Annotated in this window: 23 protein-coding genes; 13 read left to right on the forward strand and 10 right to left on the reverse strand. The window is 53.6% G+C overall.

The genetic code is table 11. From position 1 onward, the window contains the following. Positions 1-15 precede the first annotated feature (15 nt). The 4 genes from flhB (at position 16) to bglB (ending at position 5,006) form a co-directional block, all read left to right on the forward strand. On the forward strand, positions 16-1,167 hold the full coding sequence (gene flhB, locus NA197_RS13345; protein WP_000797081.1) for a flagellar biosynthesis protein FlhB: 1,152 nt from the start codon (positions 16-18) through the stop codon (positions 1,165-1,167). Further along, on the forward strand, positions 1,160-3,238 hold the full coding sequence (gene flhA / locus NA197_RS13350) for a flagellar biosynthesis protein FlhA (protein WP_000002392.1): 2,079 nt from the start codon (positions 1,160-1,162) through the stop codon (positions 3,236-3,238). Before flhB ends, flhA begins: the two co-directional genes overlap by 8 nt. After that, positions 3,238-3,630 (forward strand): flagellar protein FlhE, encoded by a 393-nt coding sequence (gene flhE, locus NA197_RS13355; protein ID WP_001233622.1) that lies wholly within the window; start codon positions 3,238-3,240, stop codon positions 3,628-3,630. The genes flhA and flhE overlap by 1 nt, the downstream gene beginning before the upstream one ends. Before the next feature lie 236 nt (positions 3,631-3,866). Continuing rightward, the gene (bglB, locus tag NA197_RS13360; RefSeq protein ID WP_000989908.1) at positions 3,867-5,006 is read left to right on the forward strand and encodes a beta-galactosidase BglB; all 1,140 of its coding nucleotides are present in this window, start codon (positions 3,867-3,869) and stop codon (positions 5,004-5,006) included. Positions 5,007-5,059: 53 nt separating this feature from the next. On the opposite strand, the gene mrdA is transcribed toward bglB, so the two are convergent. Next, complete coding sequence (mrdA, locus tag NA197_RS13365; protein ID WP_052932133.1) at positions 5,060-6,931, reverse strand: penicillin-binding protein 2; 1,872 nt, start codon at positions 6,929-6,931, stop codon at positions 5,060-5,062. A 188-nt stretch (positions 6,932-7,119) separates the two neighbouring features. Beyond that, positions 7,120-8,853, reverse strand: coding sequence for an arginine--tRNA ligase (argS, locus tag NA197_RS13370; RefSeq protein ID WP_020839273.1), 1,734 nt, complete (start codon positions 8,851-8,853; stop codon positions 7,120-7,122). A 236-nt stretch (positions 8,854-9,089) separates the two neighbouring features. Here argS and NA197_RS13375 point away from each other — a divergent pair, with 236 nt between their 5' ends. Together NA197_RS13375 and cutC are read left to right on the forward strand one after the other, a co-directional pair. Continuing rightward, on the forward strand, positions 9,090-9,659 hold the full coding sequence (locus tag NA197_RS13375) for a VOC family protein (RefSeq protein WP_000024796.1): 570 nt from the start codon (positions 9,090-9,092) through the stop codon (positions 9,657-9,659). Positions 9,660-9,678: 19 nt separating this feature from the next. Further along, a complete protein-coding gene (gene cutC / locus NA197_RS13380) occupies positions 9,679-10,425 on the forward strand; it encodes a copper homeostasis protein CutC (protein WP_064043331.1) in 747 nt (248 codons plus the stop codon). A gap of 235 nt (positions 10,426-10,660) precedes the next feature. Here the strand turns inward: cutC and cmoB are convergent, their stop codons facing one another. Genes cmoB through NA197_RS13405 form a run of 5 tightly spaced genes read right to left on the reverse strand, consistent with a single transcriptional unit; the run spans position 10,661 to position 14,242 of the window. Then, complete coding sequence (gene cmoB / locus NA197_RS13385; protein WP_000569035.1) at positions 10,661-11,632, reverse strand: tRNA 5-methoxyuridine(34)/uridine 5-oxyacetic acid(34) synthase CmoB; 972 nt, start codon at positions 11,630-11,632, stop codon at positions 10,661-10,663. Beyond that, positions 11,629-12,372, reverse strand: coding sequence for a carboxy-S-adenosyl-L-methionine synthase CmoA (cmoA, locus tag NA197_RS13390; protein ID WP_000019613.1), 744 nt, complete (start codon positions 12,370-12,372; stop codon positions 11,629-11,631). Before cmoA ends, cmoB begins: the two co-directional genes overlap by 4 nt. Before the next feature lie 40 nt (positions 12,373-12,412). Next, positions 12,413-12,808 carry an MAPEG family protein gene (locus NA197_RS13395; protein WP_000252975.1) on the reverse strand — a complete coding sequence of 132 codons (396 nt, stop codon included), beginning with the start codon at positions 12,806-12,808 and terminating at the stop codon, positions 12,413-12,415. A 52-nt stretch (positions 12,809-12,860) separates the two neighbouring features. Continuing rightward, a complete protein-coding gene (locus NA197_RS13400) occupies positions 12,861-13,679 on the reverse strand; it encodes a DUF72 domain-containing protein (protein ID WP_000639232.1) in 819 nt (272 codons plus the stop codon). Beyond that, entirely contained in the window at positions 13,676-14,242 is a 567-nt protein-coding gene (locus tag NA197_RS13405) for a hydrolase (protein ID WP_000916144.1), read from the reverse strand. Before NA197_RS13405 ends, NA197_RS13400 begins: the two co-directional genes overlap by 4 nt. Before the next feature lie 324 nt (positions 14,243-14,566). Between NA197_RS13405 and aspS the strand changes: the two genes are divergently transcribed. The 4 genes from aspS to ruvC all read left to right on the forward strand — a co-directional run bounded on the left by aspS (position 14,567) and on the right by ruvC (position 18,222). Continuing rightward, positions 14,567-16,339: an aspartate--tRNA ligase gene (aspS, locus tag NA197_RS13410; protein ID WP_438796696.1), complete on the forward strand. Its 1,773-nt coding sequence runs from the start codon at positions 14,567-14,569 to the stop codon at positions 16,337-16,339. A 102-nt stretch (positions 16,340-16,441) separates the two neighbouring features. Continuing rightward, a complete protein-coding gene (nudB, locus tag NA197_RS13415; RefSeq protein WP_064043332.1) occupies positions 16,442-16,894 on the forward strand; it encodes a dihydroneopterin triphosphate diphosphatase in 453 nt (150 codons plus the stop codon). A gap of 29 nt (positions 16,895-16,923) precedes the next feature. Then, entirely contained in the window at positions 16,924-17,664 is a 741-nt protein-coding gene (locus tag NA197_RS13420; protein ID WP_000907242.1) for a YebC/PmpR family DNA-binding transcriptional regulator, read from the forward strand. Positions 17,665-17,700: 36 nt separating this feature from the next. After that, a complete protein-coding gene (gene ruvC, locus NA197_RS13425; protein WP_000022509.1) occupies positions 17,701-18,222 on the forward strand; it encodes a crossover junction endodeoxyribonuclease RuvC in 522 nt (173 codons plus the stop codon). A gap of 1 nt (position 18,223) precedes the next feature. Here ruvC and NA197_RS13430 read toward each other — a convergent pair whose 3' ends face one another. After that, the gene (locus NA197_RS13430) at positions 18,224-18,823 is read right to left on the reverse strand and encodes a YebB family permuted papain-like enzyme (RefSeq protein ID WP_000716742.1); all 600 of its coding nucleotides are present in this window, start codon (positions 18,821-18,823) and stop codon (positions 18,224-18,226) included. Between the two features lie 424 nt (positions 18,824-19,247). On the opposite strand from NA197_RS13430, the gene NA197_RS13435 reads away from it, so the two are divergent. From NA197_RS13435 to ruvB, 3 genes are all read left to right on the forward strand, one after another. After that, entirely contained in the window at positions 19,248-19,724 is a 477-nt protein-coding gene (locus NA197_RS13435; RefSeq protein ID WP_024152354.1) for a hypothetical protein, read from the forward strand. Positions 19,725-20,084: 360 nt separating this feature from the next. Beyond that, positions 20,085-20,696 carry a Holliday junction branch migration protein RuvA gene (gene ruvA, locus NA197_RS13440; protein ID WP_000580335.1) on the forward strand — a complete coding sequence of 204 codons (612 nt, stop codon included), beginning with the start codon at positions 20,085-20,087 and terminating at the stop codon, positions 20,694-20,696. 8 nt (positions 20,697-20,704) lie between these two features. Continuing rightward, the gene (ruvB, locus tag NA197_RS13445) at positions 20,705-21,715 is read left to right on the forward strand and encodes a Holliday junction branch migration DNA helicase RuvB (RefSeq protein ID WP_000568504.1); all 1,011 of its coding nucleotides are present in this window, start codon (positions 20,705-20,707) and stop codon (positions 21,713-21,715) included. 78 nt (positions 21,716-21,793) lie between these two features. Here ruvB and znuB read toward each other — a convergent pair whose 3' ends face one another. Both znuB and znuC read right to left on the reverse strand, forming a co-directional pair. Further along, on the reverse strand, positions 21,794-22,579 hold the full coding sequence (gene znuB, locus NA197_RS13450) for a zinc ABC transporter permease subunit ZnuB (RefSeq protein ID WP_000571508.1): 786 nt from the start codon (positions 22,577-22,579) through the stop codon (positions 21,794-21,796). Further along, entirely contained in the window at positions 22,576-23,331 is a 756-nt protein-coding gene (gene znuC / locus NA197_RS13455; RefSeq protein ID WP_000203023.1) for a zinc ABC transporter ATP-binding protein ZnuC, read from the reverse strand. The genes znuB and znuC overlap by 4 nt, the downstream gene beginning before the upstream one ends. Positions 23,332-23,365: the final 34 nt, after the last annotated feature.

Here is a 23,365-nt window from a genome sequence, read left to right on the forward strand (position 1 = left end):
TCCAGGGTTTGCTGCGTGGCAGAAGAGAGCGACGACGACAAAACAGAAGCCCCCACACCCCACCGACTTGAAAAAGCGCGGGAAGAAGGGCAGATCCCCCGTTCCAGAGAACTGACCTCACTGCTGATATTGCTGGTGGGCGTTTGTATTATTTGGTTCGGCGGCGAGTCGTTAGCGCGGCAGCTGGCGGGAATGCTCTCAGCAGGCCTGCACTTCGATCACCGTATGGTGAACGATCCTAACCTGATCCTGGGGCAGATAATTTTGCTGATTAAAGCGGCGATGATGGCACTGCTACCGCTCATCGCGGGCGTGGTGCTGGTGGCGCTTATCTCGCCGGTTATGCTTGGCGGCCTGATTTTTAGCGGTAAGTCGCTACAGCCAAAATTTTCTAAATTAAACCCGCTGCCGGGAATTAAGCGCATGTTTTCGGCGCAGACCGGCGCGGAACTGCTAAAAGCGGTGTTGAAATCCACGCTGGTCGGCTGCGTTACCGGCTTTTATCTCTGGCATCACTGGCCACAAATGATGCGCCTGATGGCGGAGTCGCCGATCGTCGCAATGGGGAATGCGCTGGATCTGGTTGGACTCTGCGCGTTACTGGTGGTACTGGGCGTGATCCCGATGGTGGGATTTGACGTGTTTTTCCAGATCTTTAGCCACCTGAAAAAATTACGCATGTCGCGGCAGGACATCCGCGACGAATTTAAAGAGAGCGAAGGCGATCCGCATGTTAAGGGCAAAATTCGCCAGATGCAACGCGCCGCCGCGCAGCGTCGCATGATGGAAGATGTGCCGAAAGCGGACGTCATTGTCACTAACCCGACGCACTATTCCGTGGCGCTGCAGTATGACGAAAACAAAATGAGCGCGCCGAAAGTGGTCGCGAAGGGGGCTGGATTAATAGCGCTGCGCATTCGCGAGATCGGCGCTGAACATCGGGTTCCCACTTTAGAAGCGCCGCCGCTGGCGCGGGCATTATATCGCCACGCCGAAATCGGTCAGCAAATTCCCGGGCAGTTATATGCTGCCGTTGCGGAAGTGTTGGCCTGGGTCTGGCAGCTTAAACGCTGGCGGCTTGCGGGCGGGCAACGTCCTCCACAACCTGAGAACCTTCCGGTGCCAGAAGCGCTGGATTTTATGAACGAGAAGAATACTGATGGCTAATCTGGTCGCGATGCTGCGCCTGCCCAGCAACCTGAAATCGACGCAATGGCAAATTCTTGCCGGGCCGATCCTCATTCTGCTGATTTTGTCGATGATGGTGCTGCCGCTGCCTGCTTTTATCCTCGACTTATTGTTTACCTTTAATATTGCGCTATCGATCATGGTGCTGCTGGTGGCGATGTTTACCCAGCGTACTCTGGATTTTGCCGCGTTTCCGACCATCCTGCTGTTTACCACGCTACTGCGTCTGGCGCTTAACGTTGCCTCAACGCGCATTATTTTGATGGAAGGGCATACCGGCGCGGCGGCGGCGGGAAAGGTGGTGGAGGCGTTCGGTCATTTCCTGGTCGGCGGTAACTTCGCGATCGGGATTGTGGTTTTTATCATCCTCGTCATTATCAACTTCATGGTCATCACCAAAGGCGCCGGACGTATTGCCGAAGTCGGCGCGCGCTTTGTGCTGGACGGTATGCCCGGCAAGCAAATGGCGATTGACGCCGATCTTAATGCCGGTCTGATTGGTGAAGACGAGGCCAAAAAACGGCGTTCGGAAGTCACGCAGGAAGCCGACTTCTACGGCTCGATGGACGGGGCAAGTAAATTTGTGCGCGGCGACGCCATCGCCGGTATTCTCATCATGGTCATTAACGTGGTCGGCGGGCTGCTGGTCGGCGTATTACAGCACGGAATGAGCATGGGCAGCGCGGCGGAAAGCTACACCCTGCTGACCATTGGCGACGGCCTGGTCGCCCAGATCCCGGCGCTGGTTATCTCCACGGCGGCGGGCGTCATTGTGACCCGCGTCAGTACCGATCAGGATGTAGGCGAGCAGATGGTTGGCCAACTGTTCAGTAATCCAAGGGTGATGCTGCTGGCGGCGGCGGTGCTGGGGCTGCTTGGCATGGTGCCAGGAATGCCTAATCTGGTATTTTTACTTTTTACCGCCGCTTTGCTCGGCCTGGCATGGTGGCTGCGCGGGCGTGAAGAAAAAGCGCCAGAGGAGCCGCAGCCGGTAAAAATGCCGGAAAATAACTCGGTGGTCGAAGCCACCTGGAATGACGTACAGCTTGAGGATTCACTGGGAATGGAAGTGGGTTACCGCCTGATCCCGATGGTGGATTTTCAACAGGATGGCGAATTGCTCGGACGTATTCGCAGCATTCGTAAAAAATTCGCGCAGGATATGGGGTTCCTGCCGCCGGTGGTCCATATTCGCGACAATATGGATTTACAGCCTGCGCGCTACCGTATTTTGATGAAAGGGGTAGAGATCGGCAGCGGGGACGCCTATCCGGGACGCTGGCTGGCTATTAACCCCGGCACGGCGGCGGGAACGCTACCGGGCGAGAAAACCGTCGATCCAGCTTTTGGCCTTGATGCCATCTGGATTGAAAGCGCCCTGAAAGAGCAGGCGCAAATTCAGGGCTTTACCGTCGTTGAAGCCAGTACCGTTGTGGCGACGCATCTTAACCACTTGATTGGCCAATTCTCCGCTGAACTGTTTGGCCGCCAGGAAGCGCAGCAACTGTTGGATCGTGTCTCTCAGGAGATGCCTAAACTCACGGAAGATCTGGTCCCCGGCGTCGTGACCCTCACGACTTTACATAAAGTCCTGCAAAACTTACTGGCGGAAAAAGTTCCGATTCGCGATATGCGCACCATTCTGGAAACGCTGGCGGAACATGCGCCGTTACAAAGCGATCCGCATGAATTAACCGCCGTGGTACGCGTGGCATTAGGACGAGCGATTACGCAACAGTGGTTCCCCGGTAATGAAGAAGTGCAGGTGATTGGCCTGGATACCGCGCTGGAGCGTTTGCTACTTCAGGCATTGCAGGGCGGCGGTGGACTTGAGCCGGGGTTGGCGGATCGCCTGCTGGCGCAGACGCAAGAGGCGCTTTCTCGCCAGGAGATGCTTGGCGCGCCGCCGGTATTGCTGGTTAACCATGCGCTACGTCCATTATTGTCCCGCTTTTTGCGGCGCAGTTTACCGCAGCTGGTGGTGTTGTCGAACCTTGAGCTTTCCGATAACCGTCATATCCGCATGACGGCGACCATTGGAGGAAAATAATGCGTAAGTGGCTGGCGGTGTTGCTCTTTCCCCTGACGGTTCAGGCCGCAGGCGAAGGCGCGTGGCAGGATAGCGGTATGGGCGTAACCTTAAATTACCGGGGCGTTTCCGCATCGTCTTCGCCATTGTCGGCGCGTCAGCCAGTTTCCGGTGTGATGACGCTGGTCGCCTGGCGTTATGAACTGAATGGCCCGACTCCCGCGGGATTACGGGTACGGTTATGTTCCCAGTCCCGTTGCGTAGAACTCGATGGTCAGAGTGGCACGACCCACGGTTTTGCCCATGTTCCCGCAGTCGAGCCGCTCCGCTTTGTCTGGGAAGTCCCCGGCGGCGGCAGACTTATCCCGGCGTTAAAAGTGCGGAGCAATCAGGTGATTGTGAACTACCGCTAACCGTTCCTTTCTTTGCCAGGTAGCAGACCTGACTCTCTTTTTGAATAAATAGAAACACCGTTTTATAAAATGGTGAGGTAGGTTGCCGGACTCTTTGCGTTTTTGCCATTTACGCTCTGGCAATGGCAGAAACAAAAAGGTTTCCGCCCAGCTTAGCTTTTACTGTAGCGAATCGACTGCGTCCGCGGTAAAACTGCACGCAGCACTGAATTCGACATTACACAGAGGTTAAGCAAATGATGGTTTATCCAGTCAAACACAGTCCGCTATTGCGTCAGCCTGAGCATTTTATCGCCAGAGATGAACTAAAAGCCCTGGTGCAAAAGGTGACGCATAACCTGGTCAATATTAAAGATGAGACGGGCGAATTTTTATTGCGACTGGACGACGGACGCGTGATCGATACTAAAGGCTGGGCCGGATGGGAGTGGACGCACGGCGTGGGCCTGTACGGAATGTATCACTATTATCAACAGACCGGCGACCAGACGATGCGTAAGATCATTGATGACTGGTTTGCCGATCGTTTTGCGGAAGGCGCGACGACGAAAAACGTTAATACGATGGCGCCATTTTTAACGCTGGCGTATCGCTATGAAGAGACGCGTAATCCAGCGTATTTACCGTGGCTGGAAACGTGGGCCGAATGGGCGATGAATGAAATGCCCCGTACCGATCACGGCGGAATGCAGCACATCACGCTGGCGGAGGAAAATCATCAGCAGATGTGGGACGACACGCTAATGATGACGGTGCTGCCGCTGGCGAAAATCGGTAAGCTGTTGAACCGGCCGGAATATGTGGAAGAGGCAACCTATCAGTTCCTGCTGCACGTGCAGAATTTGATGGATAAAGAGACGGGGCTGTGGTTCCACGGCTGGAGCTATGACGGTCATCATAACTTCGCTAACGCTCGCTGGGCGCGCGGCAACAGCTGGCTGACCATTGTGATCCCGGATTTTCTTGAACTGCTGGACTTGCCGGAAAATAATGCCGTGCGCCGTTATCTGGTCCAGGTACTGAATGCGCAGATCGCCGCGCTGGCGAAATGTCAGGATGAAAGCGGTTTGTGGCATACGCTGCTTGACGATCCGCACTCTTATCTTGAGGCGTCGGCGACGGCGGGTTTTGCCTACGGTATTCTTAAAGCGGTGCGCAAACGCTATGTCGAACGGCACTATGCGCAGGTGGCGGAAAAAGCTATTCGGGGGATAGTGAAACATATCTCGCCGGAAGGCGAACTGCTGCAAACGTCATTTGGCACTGGCATGGGCCACGATCTCGATTTTTACCGTCATATTCCGTTGACCTCTATGCCTTACGGGCAGGCGATGGCAATGCTGTGTTTGACGGAATATCTGCGTAACTATTTCTGATGTATGCGGATATTCCGGTCGTATCCTTGTCTGATGGCGCTTTGCTTATTTGACTATGGCACCTGATCCGGCTGTGTGGTATCAGCCTGTGGATCAAACAGGTGGTCAAGGATTTTTCGCATGATGGGTGCGGCGGTAACGCCGTCGCTTCCTCCGTTTTCCAGAATCAAGGCAATAGCGACCTTAGGGTTTTTATACGGTGCAAAAGCGGTATAAAACACATGATCGCGCAGGCGAATGGGGATCATTTTCGCATTGTAGGTCTGATTTTCTTTCAGGCTAAACACCTGCGACGTGCCGCTTTTGGCCGCAATGCCGTAGGGCGCGGTGTGAAAGAACTTATAGCCCGTTCCGTTGGGCGCATTCGCCATGCCGTACATCGCCTGACGCACCAGTCCCCAGTATGGCGACGCCGGATCGGCTATCTGTGCCGGTGTTCCTGAAGGACGATACGGAACCACCGTTTTGCCGCTCTCTTCATTGAGTAACAGGTGAGGGGCAATCACCTTACCGTTGTTGATGAGCGCCACCATCGCTTTTACCATCTGGATGGGGGTGGCAATCCAGTAGCCCTGGCCGATGCCGACAGAGATGGTATCGCCCTGATACCAGGCTTTTTTATGGACCCGCTGTTTCCATGCGCGGCTGGGAAGCAGCCCGTCATACTCTTCATTAAGGTCGATGCCCGTCGGTTTGCCATAGCCGAACTGAGACAACATCGTGTCGATACGGTCAATACCCATCATATAAGCGACCTGATAGAAAAAGGTATCCGCAGATTCCTCAATCGCTTTAGTGACATCCAGCATACCGTGTCCGGTTTTTTTCCAGTCCCGGTAATGACGCTGCGTGCCGGGAAGCGTCCAGGTTGGCGCGCCAAAGAAGGTGGTTTGCGGCGTAATAATCCCGCATAACAGCGCGGACATCGCCATATAGGGTTTAACCGTTGACGCCGGGGGATAAAGCCCTTGCGTCACGCGGTTGATCAGCGGCAGATTTTTATCGTGCAGCAGTTTGCCGTAATCCTGATAGCTAATGCCTTTTACAAAGGGGTTCGGGTCGTAGCTGGGCATAGATACCATCGCCAGCACTGAACCATCGTGCGGATCTTCAACCAGTACGGCAGCACGCTGCCCGGCCAGCAAACTTTCAATGTACTCTTGTAAATGGAGATCCAGCGTCAGGTGAATGTTCTTACCCGCGATGGGAGGAACGTCTTTCAGCAGGCGGACAATACGCCCGTGATTATCCACCTCGACCTCCTGATAACCGGTTTTGCCATGAAGATCGTTTTCGTAGTAACGCTCAATCCCCTGTTTACCGATGTTATGGTCCGCCGCGTAATTCTCTGCCAGCCCTTTTTTATCCAGCGCTTTAAGGTCGTTATCGTTTATCTTTGACACGTAACCGAGAACATGCGCCAGCTCCGCGCCGTAAGGATACTGCCGATCCTGATAGCTATTGATCGTGACGCCGTTGAAATGAAACTGATTGACCGCAAAGCGTGCGATTTCAACATCCGTTAGCGCGTTTTTGAGCACCACCGGACGATAGCGGCTACTGGATTTTAGCGCATGGCGAAAGTCGGCGATATCATCGGGGGAGAGATCAACAATAGGGGTGAGCTGTTTTAGCAGCGCATCCATATCGGCAATTTTATAGGGCGTAACCGCGATATCATACCAGGTTACGTTACGCACCAGCGGAATGCCGTTGCGATCGTAAATGATGCCGCGCGTGGGCGCGACGGGTAGCATCTTGATATCGTTCTCATTCGAACGGGTGGTGTAGTAGTGGTGCTGACGGATTTGCAAGTTATAGAGGTTGAAGATCAGGATACCAAAGCAGACAACCACTACACCAAACGCCACAATCACACGTCTCAGGAAGAGTTTCTCTTCCGCATCAAAGTCTTTAAAAGTCATTACCTGTACCTGAACAATCCGCCGCCTAATGATACGGGGCGGTCAGCGCCAGCACAGGTAAAAGATGTTCCATCTCTCTATAGAAATGTGTCATTCCTTGTGATTTGTTACAGATATACCGCTGTGGCAATAAAAAGGCCTGAGTCCGTTACCCGGAGTCAGGCCTGATGATGTTAACGACGGCGCGTTTACATGCGTTCTACGGTTTCGATACCCAACGTATCCAGACCCAGTTTCAGCGTCTTCGCCGTCAGTTGCGCCAGTTTTAGGCGGCTATTGCGAACCGCGTCATTCTCGGCGCTGAGAATAGGGCAGTGCTCGTAGAAGCCGGAGAACAGCCCGGCGACGTCATACAGATACGCGCACATGACGTGCGGCGTACCTTCACGCGCGACCACCGTCAGGGTTTCTTCAAACTGCAGCAAACGGGCAGCGAGCTGCGCTTCGCGATCTTCGCTAATGATGACCGGCGCGCTCGCCAGCGCCTGCTCGTCGATGTCCGCTTTACGGAAAACAGACAGCACACGCGTATAGGCATACTGCATATAAGGTGCGGTATTGCCTTCGAAAGCCAACATATTATCCCAGTCGAAGATATAGTCAGTGGTGCGGTTTTTTGACAGATCGGCGTATTTCACCGCGCCAATACCGACGGCGTTAGCCAGTTTTTCCAGCTCGTCAGCCGGCATATCCGGGTTCTTCTCCGCCACCAGACGACGCGCGCGCTCCAGCGCCTCATCCAGCAGGTCCGCCAGTTTCACCGTACCGCCCGCGCGAGTTTTAAACGGTTTACCATCTTTACCCAACATCATGCCGAACATGTGGTGTTCCAGCGGAACGGAATCCGGTACATAACCGGCTTTGCGCACAATGGTCCAGGCTTGCATCAGGTGCTGGTGCTGACGGGAGTCAATGTAGTAGAGCACGCGGTCGGCGTGCAGCGTTTCGTAACGGTATTTGGCGCAGGCGATATCGGTAGTGGTATACAGATAACCGCCATCTTTCTTCTGAATAATGACGCCCATCGGGTCGCCTTCCTTGTTTTTAAACTCATCAAGGAAAACCACCGTTGCGCCTTCGCTTTCAACAGCCAGGCCTTTGGCTTTCAGATCGGCGACAATGCCCGGCAGCATCGGATTATACAGACTTTCGCCCATCACATCGTCACGCGTCAGAGTGACGTTCAGGCGATCATAGGTGATCTGGTTTTGCGTCATGGTGATATCAACCAGCTTACGCCACATCTCACGGAAATAGGTATCACCGCTCTGCAATTTGACGACGTAGTTACGCGCGCGCTCGGCAAACGCTTCATCTTCGTCATAATGCTTTTTCGCATCGCGGTAAAATCCTTCGAGATCCGCCAGCGCCATGTCGCCCGCGTTTTCCTGCTGCTGTTTTTCCAGCCAGGCGATAAGCATACCGAACTGGGTGCCCCAGTCGCCGACGTGGTTAGCGCGAATAACATGATGGCCCAGAAACTCCAGCGTGCGCACTGCCGCATCGCCGATAATCGTGGAGCGTAGATGACCGACGTGCATCTCTTTCGCGACATTGGGCGCGGAGTAGTCGACGACAATCGTCTGACGAGTCGGCTGAGAAACGCCCAGACGATCGGAGGTCAGCGCCTGTTGCACCTGTTCAGCGAGAAAAGCCGGTTCGAGGAAAATATTGATAAAGCCAGGGCCGGCGATTTCAACCTTGCTGGCGATGCCGCTGAGATCCAGATGAGTCAGCACCTGCTCTGCAAGTTGTCGGGGGGCCATACCCAGTTTTTTCGCAACTGCCATCATGCCGTTGGCCTGATAGTCGCCGAACTGAACTTTGGCTGACTGACGAACCTGGGGCTCGCAATCTGCAGGTGCGCCTGCAGCAATCATGGCCTGACTAACTTTTTCTGAGAGAAGAGCCTGAATATTCACCGGAATACCTTACGTTTATGAAGCGGACTGTATTGCCCGCGCCAGTTTAAGAATTAGGGCGGGAGTATACTGCAAATGCCCGTTGGCGTCAGCATTGCGCGCGCGGCGCGTCGCCTGAAATATACGCAACAATAATCTGCATAAGCATTCAATAAACGCCCAATCAAATCAAAGGTTGGTTGCCGGGGCGCAACAGCGTAAATTAGCGGTTTTCACAGCAAGAAGAGCGTCCTGATATGGCGAACTGGCAACATATTGATGAACTGCATGATATTTCCGCAGATTTACCGCGATTCACTCTGGCGTTCAGAGAACTTTCCACTCGCCTTGGTCTGCAGATTAGTGCCCTTGAGGCCGATCACATTTCATTGCGCTGTCACCAGAATACGACGGCGGAGCGTTGGCGTCGCGGTTTTGAACAATGCGGTGAGCTACTGTCGGAAAATATCATCAACGGCAGGCCGATTTGTCTGTTTAAACTGCATGAACCGGTATGTGTGGAACACTGGCGGTTTTCTGTTATTGAATTACCGTGGCCGGGAGAAAAACGCTATCCACACGAAGGGTGGGAGCATATTGAAATCGTGCTGCCCGGCGAGCCGGAGACCTTGAACGCGAGGGCTCTGGCGTTGTTGTCGGATGAGGGGCTTAGTCAGCCGGGGATCGTGGTTAAAACCAGTTCGCCACAGGGCGAGCATGAACGTTTGCCAAACCCTACGCTGGCTGTGACCGATGGCCGCGTCACGGTAAAATTTCATCCATGGTCGATTGAAGCGATTGTCGCCAGCGAACAGGCGGCCCATTAACCTGCCGAGCGGAGTGAATATGGCGTTACTTGAGATCTGTTGTTACAGCATGGAATGCGCGCTCACCGCGCAGCGAAACGGCGCGGATCGTATCGAACTGTGCGCCGCGCCGAAAGAAGGGGGGCTTACGCCTTCTTTCGGCATCTTACGCAGCGTACGCGAGCATATTACGATTCCCGTACATCCGATTATTCGTCCTCGCGGCGGAGATTTTTACTACACTGACGGCGAATTTGCCGCCATGCTGGAAGATATCCGTCTCGTCAGAGAGTTGGGGTTTCCCGGGCTGGTTACTGGCGTGTTGACCGTTGATGGGGATGTCGATATGTCGCGAATGGAAAAAATAATGGCGGCGGCCGGGCCGCTGGCGGTGACATTCCACCGCGCCTTCGATATGTGCGCTAATCCCTTCAATGCGCTAAAGAATCTGGCTGACGCAGGCGTAGCAAGAGTACTGACTTCCGGGCAAAAAGCCGATGCGGCGCAAGGTTTATCAATAATTATGGAACTTATTGCCCAGGGGGATGCTCCAATCATTATGGCTGGTGCGGGGGTTCGTGCAAATAACCTGCAGAATTTCCTCGATGCCGGAGTACGGGAAGTACACAGTTCCGCCGGAGTCTTACTGCCTTCGCCGATGCGCTATCGCAATCAGGGGTTATCGATGTCTGCCGATATTCAGGCGGACGAGTATTCTCGCTATAGAGTAGAGGGTGCGGCGGTCGCTGAAATGAAAGGAATCATTGTTCGCCATCAGGCCAAATGATTTTTACCGTTGCATCATGTCGCCCAATATGATGCTTGCTCGTACCAGGCCCCTGCCAATTCAACAGGGGCCTTTTTTTCTCCTTCATATTTCAAGCCGCAGCAGCGTTGGCCGCGTCGAGCACCCCGGTCACGTAGCTACCTACGTTCCCGGGGATTTGCTGCGTTGCCGCCTTGCTGCAACTTGAACTATTTTGGAGAAACGGTGCTATACGTAACGATCATTCGACAATCCATCACGGTTTACGCGCAATCAGCACCGCGCGCTGCGGGGCGGGATAGCCTTCCACCGTCTTGCTGCGATCGTTCGGGTCGAGGAAATCGGCCAGCGACTCGGTAACCATCCATTCGGTACGGCGCTGCTCTTCGGTGGTAGTGACGCAGACATCGGCGATACGCACGTCAATAAAGCCGCATTTTTCCAGCCATTTTTTTAATGCCGGCGCGGAAGGAATAAAATAGACGTTACGCATCTGCGCGTAGCGGTCACCCGGCACCAGTACGGTATTTTCGTCGCCGTCGACGACCAGCGTTTCCAGTACCAGCTCACCCTCGTTGACCAACTGATCTTTTAACTGCCACAGATGCTCCAGCGGCGAGCGACGGTGATAAAGCACCCCCATCGAGAAGACGGTATCAAATGCTTTCAGCGCCGGGAGTTGTTCAATGCCCAACGGCAGCAGATGCGCGCGCTGATCGTTACCCAACAGTTTACGCACCGCCTCAAACTGGCAGAGGAAAAGCTGTGTAGGATCGATGCCGACCGCCAGATGTGCGCCCGCGCCAATCATCCGCCACAGGTGATAGCCGCTGCCGCAGCCGACATCAAGGATCGTCCGGCCGGTTAAATCTGACAGATGCGGCAGTACGCGATCCCACTTCCAGTCGGAGCGCCATTCGGTATCAATATCTACGCCATAAAGCGAGAACGGGCCTTTACGCCACGGCATCAGATTACGCAGCAATGTATCAATACGCTTTAGCTGACCTTCGCTGAGCGGCGTTTCGCTTTCCGCCGTGACGCTGTGCAGTAAATCCAGCCGCCAGGGCGTCATTTCCGGTAAAAATTCTACCGCGTTCGACCACTGTTTAAACAAGCCATGCTGCTGCTCGCGTTGCCAGGCGGCAATCTGCGCGGGCAATGTTTCCAGCCAGTGGGAGAGATGATTTTTAGCAATGAGCTGATAAAAGTTACCAAACTCGATCATGCGGCAACTCCGGCTTTTAACGCGACAAGCGACCCGAAATTAAAGCACTGGAACCACAGTTCACTGTGTTCGAAACCCGCCTGACGCAGGCGCGCTTTATGTGTTTCCACCGAGTCGGTGAGCATCACGTTTTCCAGCATACTGCGCTTCTGGCTGATCTCCAGTTCGCTGTACCCATTAGCGCGTTTAAAATCGTGGTGCATGTTGAATAACAGCTCGCCCACTTTCGCGTCTTCAAAGCTAAATTTTTCCGACAGTACCAGCGCGCCGCCGGGATTCAACCCCTGGTAAATCTTATCCAGCAATGCCTGGCGTTCGGCAGGTTCAAGGAATTGCAGGGTAAAATTCAGCACCACCATCGAGGCGTTTTCAATAGTGATATCGCGGATATCGCCTTCAACGACTTCAACCGGCGTAGGCGCTTTATACGCATCAATATGACGGCGGCAGCGTTCAATCATGGCCGGGGAGTTATCGACGGCGATAATGCGACAATGCTCATGGCGGATATTACGCCGAACAGACAGCGTCGCGGCGCCCAGCGAGCAGCCCAGATCGTAGACCTGCGTGTTCGGCTGCACAAAGCGTTCAGCTAACATGCCGATCATGGAGATGATGTTGGAGTAGCCTGGTACCGAACGCTGAATCATGTCGGGGAAAACTTCGGCTACTCGTTCATCAAAAGTCCAGTCGCCGAGACGGGCGATAGGCGCAGAAAAAAGCGTGTCGCGGTGAGACATAACGTATACATCCGGGAAAAATAAAGGCGCATATTGTGCGCTAATACAGGGAGAAAACCAACTCCCAGGGCATATACCACAGGTTTGCCAGCACCATCAGCAACAATGCGCACCAGGTCGCGCTCATCCCCGCCCGCCGCCAGCGGAACAGGCGGTGGTGAAAACCGTAATAATGCATCAGCCGACCGGCGATTAAAATGATGCCGCAGATATGCACCATCCACGTTTCGGCGCCGTTCATTTCCATAAACAGCAGAAGCACCAGCGCGACAGGAATATATTCCACCGCGTTGCCATGAATACGGATGGCGCTTTGTAATTCGCTAAAACCGCCGTCGCCATAGGCGACACGGTACTGCATTCGCAAGCGAACGACATTAAAAGAGAACTTCATTAATAATAACGCACCCAAAACGGCATACAGCGCGCTTACCATACAAACTCCCTTTTAAAATGGCTGATGGCACTGTCTATGATAGGGGGCATTTTCAGAAAAGAGAAGATTGCTGTGGAATGGACGGAGCAGTGCCGATTTCCGGTAAGACGCTGCGTAAATCATGCCAAAGCGTATTCACCAGTTCCGGCGCCTGCGCGATATCCGGAGTATGTAAAAACAGAAAAGGCGTGGTGGTCTGCCGCCACTGCGGGAGTTTCTGCAACCAGGCGGCGAAAAATTCACGGTTTTGCGCCATATTGTCGCTACCGATAAAACGCACCATCGGATGGCTGGCCGTCACGACCGCATGTACCGGGACTTTGGGTTTTTTTCGCTGCGCGTCGCGGACGGCCTCGCTGTGGGGATGGGCGGCATGTACCGGACGACTATCCAGGATCACGCGGTTTACGCCGCGCGCGTGTAACCCGCGATTGAGCCGCTGTTCATCCTCTCCTTTGTCAAAAAAACACGGATGACGAACTTCTACGCCATAGGTAAACGTGGCGGGGAGCGCATCAAGAAACTGCCATAAGGCGGGGAGCTCGCGCGGTCCAAAGGCGGCGGGCAACTGCAGCCAGTATTGGCCAATACGCGTTTCCAGCGGCGCCAGGCGGGTAAAAAACGCCTGTACCAGATCGTCGCAATGGCGCAGCGCGGCCTGGTGAGAAATGGTGGCGGGAAATTTAAAGCAAAAACGGAAATCGTCCGTAGTTTGCGCATACCAGCGATCGACAATTTCCGCTTTCGGCAGCGCGTAAAGCGTGGTGTTGCCCTCTACGCAATTAAAGTGGCGGGCATACTCTTCCAGACTGGTGATGCCGAGCCGCGCCCATTTCGGGTGCGACCATTGCGGCAGGCCAATGTAGATCATAAGGCGTTTAAAATATCCTCTACGCTGCGTACCCGGCCAATGCGCGGGAAAATATGCGTCATACTGCTCTGATGCTGCTCACTGCTGGCGGCGCTACAGGCATCTTCGGCAATAATAAGGTTAAATCCTAACTCCCAGGCGTTACGCGCTGTGGATTCGACGCCGATATTGGTTGAGATTCCGCACAATATGATGGTGTCGATACCCCGGCGGCGAAGCTGTAATTCCAGGTCGGTGCCGTAAAACGCGCCCCACTGGCGTTTAGTCACTTCCAGATCGCTGTCCTTTTTACCCAATGCCGTAGGCCAGGTCCACCAGTTTTCCGGCAACGCGTGCGCAGGCGTTGCGGCATCCACCGGCTGTTTTAACGCTTCGGCATAATCATCAGACCATCCGACGCGTACCATAACCACGGGCGAGCCGTTGGCACGACACTTTTCCGCCAGCCGCGCGGCGCGGGCGACCACCTCATTTGCCGTATACGGGCCGCCGGCAAACGGAAGAATTCCTTCCTGTAAATCAATAACCACCAGGGCGGTTGTGGTCGCGTTGAGTTTCAGCATGATAATCACTCTCCTAAAAATAGCGGATTTCACTACACCTTAAGCGCGATTAAAGAGGAAAGCGGTGACAAATATTGTTAATTTTTGTGAGCATACGCAATACCCGCGTGAAAAACCCGGGTACAGTCAGTATGAACCAGGCGTCGATACCGCATGAAACGGGCAAGTTATCGCTCCCATGCTGGATTGACTCTTATCGTGCGGCAGAATTTCCAGTATAATAGCCGCCTTTTTTCATCCAGTTGTGACATACAGCTAAAGCTGCGACTTCGTCGCCTGCATGGCAGGCAACAATCCGCCTGCGGCTAAGTTAAGGGATATCTCATGCGTACAGAATATTGCGGACAGCTACGTCTGTCCCACGTGGGGCAGCAGGTGACTCTGTGTGGTTGGGTCAACCGTCGTCGTGATCTTGGCAGCCTGATCTTTATCGATATGCGCGACCGCGAAGGTATTGTGCAGGTGTTCTTCGATCCGGATCGTGCGGACGCGTTAAAGCTGGCCTCTGAACTGCGTAATGAGTTCTGCATTCAGGTTACGGGCACCGTGCGTGCGCGTGACGCGAAAAACGTCAATGCGGATATGGCGACCGGCGAAATTGAAGTGCTGGCGTCCTCTCTCACTATCATCAACCGCGCAGACTCACTGCCGCTTGACGCTAACCACGTTAATACCGAAGAGGCGCGTCTCAAGTACCGCTATCTGGATTTGCGTCGTCCGGAAATGGCGCAGCGCCTGAAAACCCGCGCCAAAATTACCAGCCTGGTGCGTCGTTTTATGGACGATCACGGTTTCCTTGATATTGAAACGCCGATGCTGACCAAAGCCACGCCGGAAGGCGCGCGCGACTATCTGGTGCCTTCGCGCGTGCACAAAGGTAAATTCTACGCGTTGCCGCAGTCGCCGCAGCTGTTCAAACAGCTCCTGATGATGTCCGGTTTCGATCGTTACTATCAGATAGTCAAATGCTTCCGTGATGAAGACTTACGTGCTGACCGTCAGCCGGAGTTTACTCAGATCGACGTCGAGACCTCCTTCATGACCGCGCCACAGGTGCGCGAAGTGATGGAAGCGCTGGTGCGCCATTTGTGGCTGGAAGTGAAAGGCGTGGATCTGGGGGATTTCCCGGTCATGACGTTTGCCGAAGCGGAACGTCGTTACGGTTCCGACAAACCAGACCTGCGTAACCCGATGGAACTGGTAGATGTCGCTGACCTGCTGAAATCGGTAGAGTTCGCGGTCTTCGCGGGCCCGGCTAACGATCCGAAAGGCCGCGTGGCAGCGCTGCGTGTGCCGGGCGGCGCACAGCTTAGCCGTAAGCAGATCGACGATTACGGTAACTTTGTTAAGATCTACGGCGCGAAAGGCCTGGCGTATATCAAAGTTAACGAGCGCGCGAAAGGTCCGGATGGGATTAACAGTCCGGTGGCCAAGTTCCTGACCGCCGACATCGTCGAGGCTATCCTTGAACGTACCGGCGCGCAGGACGGCGACATGATCTTCTTCGGCGCAGATAACAAAAAAGTGGTTGCCGATGCGCTGGGCGCGCTGCGTCTGAAACTGGGCAAAGACCTGAGCCTGACCGACGAAGACAAATGGGCGCCGTTGTGGGTGATTGACTTCCCGATGTTCGAAGACGACGGCGAAGGCGGTCTGACCGCGATGCACCATCCGTTCACCGCCCCGCGTGATATGACGGCGTCTGAACTGAAAACTGCCCCGGAAGAAGCCGTCGCTAACGCTTACGATATGGTGATTAACGGCTATGAAGTGGGTGGCGGTTCGGTGCGTATTCACAACGGTGAAATGCAGCAAACCGTATTTGGTATTCTCGGTATCAATGAGCAGGAGCAGCGCGAGAAGTTCGGCTTCCTGTTGGATGCGTTGAAATACGGTACGCCGCCGCACGCGGGCCTGGCGTTTGGTCTGGACCGTCTGACCATGCTGTTGACCGGCACCGACAATATTCGTGATGTTATCGCCTTCCCGAAAACGACCGCCGCCGCGTGTCTGATGACTGAAGCGCCGAGTTTCGCCAACCAGGCAGCGTTGACGGAGTTGGGGATTCAGGTTGTGAAGAAAGCCGAGAATAACTGATATGAACAATGTACACGACATCATTCGCGTGATATCGCGGCGGCCCGCAAGGGGGAGTCTCATCAATGCGCGGCGTCACCCAACAGCCAACAACGAGGTCGCGTGAAGGATAAAGTGTACAAGCGCCCCGTTTCGGTCCTGGTGGTTATTTTCGCGCAGGATACGAAACGGGTGCTAATGTTGCAGCGACGCGACGACCCGGATTTTTGGCAGTCAGTGACTGGCAGCATAGAAGAAGGGGAGACCGCGTTGCAGGCCGCCGTGCGTGAAGTCAAAGAGGAGGTCACGATTGATGTTGCGGCAGAGCAACTGACCTTAGTCGACTGCCAACGTACGGTGGAGTTTGAAATTTTTTCACATTTACGTCATCGCTATGCGCCGGGCGTCATGCACAATACAGAATTCTGGTTCTGCCTTGCGTTACCGCATGAGCGGCAGGTGATATTCACTGAACATCTGACGTACCAGTGGCTTGATGCGCCTGACGCGGCGGTGCTTACCAAGTCCTGGAGTAACCGGCAAGCGATTGAAGAGTTTGTCATTAACGTCGCCTGAAAAGGCGCGCTTTTTTTGAGGAAATATTTATGGCAGGTCATAGTAAATGGGCCAACACCAGACATCGTAAAGCTGCGCAAGATGCCAAGCGCGGTAAAATCTTCACTAAAATTATTCGTGAACTGGTAACGGCAGCTAAATTGGGCGGCGGCGATCCGGATGCCAACCCGCGTCTGCGCGCGGCTGTAGATAAAGCGCTGGCCAACAACATGACCCGCGACACTCTGAACCGTGCCATCGCTCGCGGTGTGGGTGGTGATGAAGACTCGAACATGGAAACCATCATCTATGAAGGTTATGGTCCTGGCGGCACGGCCATTATGATTGAGTGTTTGAGTGACAACCGTAACCGTACCGTAGCGGAAGTGCGTCATGCTTTCAGCAAGTGCGGCGGTAATCTGGGTACCGATGGCTCAGTGGCGTACCTGTTCAGTAAGAAAGGGGTCATCTCCTTTGAGAAAGGCGATGAAGACACCATCATGGAAGCCGCTCTGGAAGCCGGTGCGGAAGATGTTGTGACCTATGATGATGGCGCGATTGATGTTTACACTGCCTGGGAAGAGATGGGTAAAGTGCGTGACGCGCTGGAAGCGGCGGGTCTGAAAGCGGACAGCGCCGAAGTGTCCATGATCCCGTCAACCAAAGCGGATATGGATGCGGAAACCGCGCCGAAACTGCTACGTCTGATCGATATGCTGGAAGACTGTGACGATGTTCAGGAAGTCTACCATAACGGTGAGATCTCTGATGAGGTGGCGGCGACCCTGTAATGGTGCTGTTAAACGCCGGCGGGCAGGGGGGATAGCGTGTCGATTATTCTCGGTATTGACCCCGGCTCGCGCATTACCGGTTATGGCGTTATCCGCCAGGTAGGCAGACAACTGACCTATCTGGGCAGCGGATGTATTCGCACCAAAGTCGATGATTTGCCGTCTCGTTTGAAGCTCATATACGCAGGCGTGACGGAAATCATCACGCAGTTCCAGCCGGACTATTTTGCTATCGAACAAGTGTTTATGGCGAAGAACGCCGATTCAGCCCTCAAGCTGGGACAGGCGCGCGGCGTCGCGATTGTCGCCGCGGTCAATCAGGAACTGCCCGTGTTTGAATACGCGGCGCGTCAGGTGAAGCAAACCGTCGTCGGTATTGGTAGCGCGGAAAAAAGCCAGGTACAGCATATGGTTCGTACGTTGCTAAAGCTCCCCGCTAACCCGCAGGCCGATGCCGCGGATGCGCTGGCTATCGCCATTACGCATTGCCATGTTAGCCAGAACGCGATGCAAATGAGCGAGAGCCGACTCAATCTGGCGCGGGGAAGGTTGCGCTAAATCATTCTCCCTCAGCCTCGCGTTGAGGGGTTTCAATTCCACAGGCGCTAATTAATTCTAAATTGGGATGATGCCACAGGCTGGCGGGCGTCACCGTCTTACGATCCCACGGGATTGAACCTAAAAACCAGAATTTCCAGAAGGTGAGTTTCGCATCAGGATTGCTGTGAAGTAATTCTTCGAATGTCTCAATATCGCCTACCGGAATACACAATGCTTCTTTATAGATATCAAACACAAATTTCGAGCAGAACTGGCGCGATGACTCGTATTTAAACCCCGTGTGATAAAACTTATTCAGCCGGGCGGGAACCTGCTCCATGATGGCGAGTTTCTGCTCGACCGTCAGGCCGCCGCGCAGACGGCGAACGGCGTAACGTTGTCCGGCTGAACGTTGTATAAACAGTGACAGCGTGGTGACGGTTGAGAGGGGGACGCGACTTTCCGCCACCAGATAGTCATCACCATTATGACCAATAATAATCCCAACATGGTTGCTCCAGCACTGTGAAGCGGTGGATATCTGGCCGAAAAGCGCGGCACCTATACAGGTAAAGACGATATCCCCGGTTTCATATTGGACAGGATAATGTTTTTTCATCTCTGCATTCCATTATTTGAAATAAATTCCTTTTATTTATTCTACAGGGTAGTTAGCATTATACCAGATAAATGACAAGCCTTAGTGTCATCGAAATATGTATGGTGAATATTTCATTTGTTGGAATTAATGTCGCAAATATAACTGGGGAGGAATTAAGGTGGTAAATTTCTTATTATCTGCTCTCTTATATTGACAGGGAGTACGACGTGGTTGATGATAAACCAATGAAAATAGGTTGAGTGTTTTATTTTCATTATATTTTTGTTGCTATTATCTTTCATCTGTTTATTAGTTTTTGTTATTGTTTGAGTATTGATATGGCAGAGGCTAATACCGTTGTTTTTTATTAAAGCTAGGGACGATTTCATTATTATTTTTACTTCTCCCTGCCAGGCGGTTCAGAACCAGACTGTTGGCAACATTGAGTTCAGTTTTCATAACCTTAGTATTTAACCAGTGGCATTTGGTTGCCGGGAATAAAGAACTGGTTTTGTGCCTGCAGGCAGCGTGCTTTATGGCTTTCCTGGCTATGACATCGGTAAAAAAATCCGGGTGGATGATTAGCGCATCATTATTTTTGGTTTGTGCGGCCGGAACGATTCGCCAGTGCTGGCTGGAACAGTTGTTTAACGCTGCCGATATATATATTGTTGATGATGGGCGGAGCTGTGGCGCCAGCGGCCACTGCTTCCAGTATATTGCAGCAAAAGGCCGTGGGTTAGCAGCAAAACGACAGGCACTTTTTAGTAGTGAAGAGTATGTGAATATTTATTATAGTTATTCAGAAGGGATACCAGCCGTGAATTTCGATGGCATGAAAAATGAGTTTGCACAATATTTATTGTGTCATGGTGAATTAAAATATGTTGTGCGCGACGATAAAACAACATGCGATTAAATTCAGCGCTAGTGGTTAATTTTATTAAATCTATTCTCGGGTCTGTTTTTTGGGGGGGACCGATGTTCCGCTGTTGGCATTCGTACTGGATACAGTATTAGTGTTATCAGGATACTCATTATTGAAGACTACCGAACGTGCGCCACGGCATGTTGGCAAAAAGTTATTCGCGTGGGACGCAAAAAGTTGTCAATGAGTGTACGACTTATTTTGTACGCAGCGGGGAGCGTGCCCGTCGTTAACTATCGCGGGTTGTCGGAGTACAGAAATATCGGGATAAGTGTTTTTCATCTGGATAAACATCCAGTCTTTTTTTATGATAGTGCATTATCTTTTCAGCCCTTTACGCAGGAGCGTCATGTGATAGGCAGACTCAGAGGCATTATTCTCGAAAAACAACCCCCGATCGTGCTGCTGGAGACAGGGGGCGTAGGCTATGAAGTACATATGCCTATGACCTGCTTTTACGAGCTGCCGGAGGCCGGGCAGGAGGCAATCGTCTTCACCCACTTTGTGGTGCGTGAAGATGCGCAGTTGCTGTACGGGTTCAACAATAAGCAAGAGCGCACGCTGTTTAAAGAGCTAATTAAAACGAATGGCGTCGGGCCTAAGCTGGCGCTGGCGATCCTCTCCGGCATGTCGGCGCAGCAGTTTGTGAATGCGGTTGAGCGCGAAGAGCTGGGTGCGCTGGTGAAGCTGCCGGGTATCGGCAAGAAAACCGCCGAAAGGCTGATTGTCGAAATGAAAGACCGCTTTAAAGGGCTACATGGCGATCTCTTTACGCCAGCGGTCGATCTGGTATTGACGTCGCCGGCCAGCCCAACCTCGGAAGATGCAGAACAAGAAGCAGTTGCTGCGCTGGTGGCGCTGGGTTATAAACCGCAAGAAGCCAGTCGGATGGTAAGCAAGATCGCCCGTCCGGATGCAAGCAGTGAAACACTGATTCGCGACGCGTTACGCGCCGCGTTATGAGGTAAAGGATGATAGAAGCAGATCGCCTGATTTCAGCAGGCGCCACGATCGCAGAAGACGTCGCCGATCGCGCCATTCGCCCGAAGTTATTGGCGGAATATGTCGGCCAACCGCAGGTGCGCTCCCAGATGGAGATCTTTATTCAGGCGGCAAAACTGCGTGGCGACGCACTAGATCACTTGCTGATTTTCGGCCCGCCAGGGTTAGGTAAAACGACTCTGGCGAATATCGTTGCCAATGAAATGGGCGTCAATCTCCGAACCACGTCCGGCCCGGTGCTGGAAAAAGCAGGCGATCTGGCGGCTATGCTCACCAATCTTGAACCGCATGATGTGCTGTTTATTGATGAGATTCACCGGCTTTCACCGGTGGTGGAAGAGGTACTCTATCCGGCGATGGAAGATTACCAGTTGGATATTATGATTGGCGAAGGGCCTGCTGCACGTTCAATTAAGATCGATCTGCCGCCGTTTACGCTCATTGGCGCGACGACGCGCGCCGGGTCGTTAACGTCCCCGCTACGCGACCGTTTTGGTATTGTGCAGCGCCTGGAGTTCTACCAGGTGCCCGATCTGCAGCACATCGTCGGGCGCAGCGCAAGGCACATGGGGCTTGAGATGAGCGATGACGGCGCGCTGGAAGTGGCGCGTCGGGCGCGCGGTACGCCGCGTATAGCCAACCGCCTGCTCAGACGTGTGCGTGATTTCGCCGAGGTGAAGCATGACGGGGCTATTTCAGCGGAAATTGCCGCGCAGGCGCTGGATATGCTGAACGTCGATGCGGAAGGGTTTGACTATATGGATCGCAAGCTGCTGCTGGCGGTTATTGATAAATTCTTCGGTGGTCCGGTGGGACTGGATAACCTGGCGGCGGCGATTGGCGAAGAGCGTGAAACCATTGAGGATGTGCTGGAGCCGTATCTGATTCAGCAAGGCTTTTTGCAGCGCACGCCGCGTGGGCGTATGGCAACGGTGCGCGCCTGGAACCATTTCGGGATCACGCCGCCAGAGATGCCTTAGCGCCTGAAGTCGCTGCGCTCATCAGACCTGGGCGATTTTGTAGGCCCGGTAAGCGCAGCGCCACCGGGCAACACACGCTTAGCTTGCCTGCTTTTTCATCATACTGAAGATAAACAGCAGCGCGGCACACAGCACTACGGATGGCCCTGCCGGGGTATCATAAAAGGCTGAGAAGGTCAGTCCACCTGTAACCGCTATCATACCTACACCAACGGCGACGCCCGCCATCTGCTCCGGCGTACGGGCAAAGCGACGCGCGGTTGCGGCGGGGATAATCAGCAGCGACGTAATGATCAGCGCTCCGACAAACTTCATCGCTACGCCAATGGTTAACGCCGTTACCAGCATCAATAGCAGCTTCACGCGCTGTAACTTCACGCCATCGACAAAGGCAAGATCCGGACTGATAGTCATTGACAGCAAGTTGCGCCACTGCCAGAAGAGAATGGCCAGCACAATAACGACCCCAATAGCGATCGAGATAAGATCTTCCGGCGTGACGGCCAGCAAATCGCCAAACAGATAAGCCATTAAATCAACACGGACATTGGACATCAGGCTGACCACGACCAGCCCTAAAGACAAGGCGCTGTGCGCCATAATGCCCAGTAAGGTATCAATCGCGAGGTGAGGGCGTTTCTCCAGCCATACCAGACCGGCGGCCAGCAGCAGCGTAACGGCGATTACCGCATAAAAGGGGTTAACGTCCAGCAACAGGCCAAACGCCACGCCCAGAAGCGACGCGTGAGCCAGCGTATCGCCAAAATAGGACATCCGACGCCAGACCACAAATGAGCCCAAAGGACCAGCGGCGCACGCCAGCATCATCCCGGCCAGCCAGCCGGGCAGTAATAATTCAATCATGAGTGACCATTTCCCCGGCGCAGTACAATACGACCCTGTAAATCGTGGCGATGATTATGATGATGGCGATAAATCCCTAATTGCTCCGCGCCTCGCGGGCCAAACATAGAGATAAATTCCGGATGCATAGACACCACTTCCGGCGCGCCGGAACAGCAAATATGATGGTTCAGACATAACACTTCATCCGTCTTTGCCATGACCAGATGTAGGTCATGCGACACCATCAGCACGGCGCAATCGAGTTCACGGCGCAGCTGATCGATCAGGTCGTATAACGCGACCTGGCCGTTGACATCCACGCCTTGCGTCGGCTCATCAAGTACCAGCAACTGCGGCCTGTTAAGCAGAGCACGCGCCAGCAGTACCCGCTGTGTCTCACCGCCGGAGAGTTTTTGCATGGGCGCGTCAATCAAATGTCCGGCCTGAACGCGTTTAAGCGCCGGGAGAATATCCGTTTTTTGCGTGCCGGGACGTAAACGTAAAAATCGGTTTACCGTCAGCGGAAGCGTGGTATCGAGATAGAGCTTTTGCGGGACATAGCCGATACGGAGTTGCCCGTTGCGCTTGATCACCCCTTCATCAGGGGCTACCAGTCCTAAAACCACGCGTACAAGCGTTGACTTCCCCGCGCCGTTAGGGCCGAGAAGCGTTAAAATTTTTCCGGGGCTCAATTCAAGCGACACGTCAGAGAGGACGCGGCGTTGACCAAATGAGACCGAGACGTTTTCCAGTGAAACTAAACTTGTCATGTTAATTTTAGGCTTGCAGAAGTGATAGAATGTT

Source organism: Salmonella sp. NW884, assembly GCF_051700745.1.
Lineage (GTDB): Bacteria > Pseudomonadota > Gammaproteobacteria > Enterobacterales > Enterobacteriaceae > Salmonella > Salmonella enterica.